A 1,186-nucleotide genomic window follows, 5' to 3' on the forward strand; every position below is an offset into this window, starting at 1 on the left:
ATGACGGTTGTGCAGGCGGCGGAGCAGGATCCCGATACCGAGCCCGACGCCGCTGCCGAGATAGAACAGGCCCGCGACCATGAACGGCGACATCGCGCCGATCAACGCCTTGGCGAGTGGTGTCGCGGCGCCGAACAACGCGGCAGCGGTGAGCGCGACGAGAATCGCGGAATGTCTCGAGTGCATGATTCGATTTGAATTGACGTTGAAAGGCGCCGGCTGTGGCGTCGGGTCGTGTCGCAGTCGGCTTTCCGTACCTTTCGAAATGCAAGCTGCATCGCGCCGGCCAGCTTGCTGCGCGACCTGACGACCCGGTCGAGATTATCGCGCGTCATCATGTCACGACGACCGGATGCGAACACCCGCATGCCAATCGACGGTTCCGGCATGACTCTATTTTAGGAAACCGAATTAATTGAATGAAGCGTTGCCGCGTTAAGAATGGGCGTACCGTCCGTGCGCATACGACAACGTCGACACATCGCGCATGCAGCGCCGATCGACGAACGTTCTTCGTCCGGTCGCGTGGTCGGTTCGAGGCGGGATGGATGAGGACCCGGCACGTCGAGCGCCGGTGAGAGCAGTCCTGACCTGCCTCTTTCGAGGCAGGTCAGCCTGTCGTGTCATTCGCCGCACACGATATGCATGCGAGGCAGTGCCGTGCGGTATGCAGCGGCGCGGTGCCGGTTACTCGTTTCCGGCCGTTTGCTGCTCGACCTGCGGCGCGGCGTCGGTTTGCGGCACTGCGTCGGTTTGCGCTTCCACGTTCGCCGGTTGCGGCTCGACTGCGGCGGCCTCGGCTTGCTGCTCGGCCTTCGGCTGCTGCTGCGCGCCCTTGGTCGATTGCGCCGTGCCCTTGCCGGGGCGGCGCGCCTTCAGCCGGCGCGCTCGCGCTGCGTCGTCGTGCGTGACGCGCCCTGCTTCGTTGCCCTGCAGGTCGACCCGCACCGCGTCTTCGACGAGGCACGACCAGTAACGGTTACCACGGCACCACGTCGACATCGCTTCGCGCAGTTCGGCTTCGTTGAGCCCGACGGCCTGTGCTTCACGCGCGAGGTCGTCCCAAATGCCAACTTTGAGCGGCACTTTAGGGGCCGGATTCTTCGGGAACGCACGCGGAAACTTACGCTGCAGTTTGCCGATCGCCACGATGACCGGATCGACCGGCGCCGACGGCTTCGCCGCA

At 64.5% G+C, this 1,186-nt stretch carries 1 protein-coding gene and 1 pseudogene; both read right to left on the reverse strand.

The window, feature by feature from the left end:
- Nucleotides 1–186: pseudogene (locus JYJ84_RS37120) on the reverse strand (EamA family transporter); the annotation flags it as partial.
- A 501-nt stretch (nucleotides 187–687) separates the two neighbouring features.
- The coding region (locus JYJ84_RS37125; protein WP_205190342.1) for a ProQ/FinO family protein at nucleotides 688–1,186 on the reverse strand (499 nt) is incomplete at its 5' end.

Origin of the sequence: Burkholderia sp. LMG 13014, from assembly GCF_905232215.1 — a bacterium.
Lineage (GTDB): Bacteria > Pseudomonadota > Gammaproteobacteria > Burkholderiales > Burkholderiaceae > Burkholderia.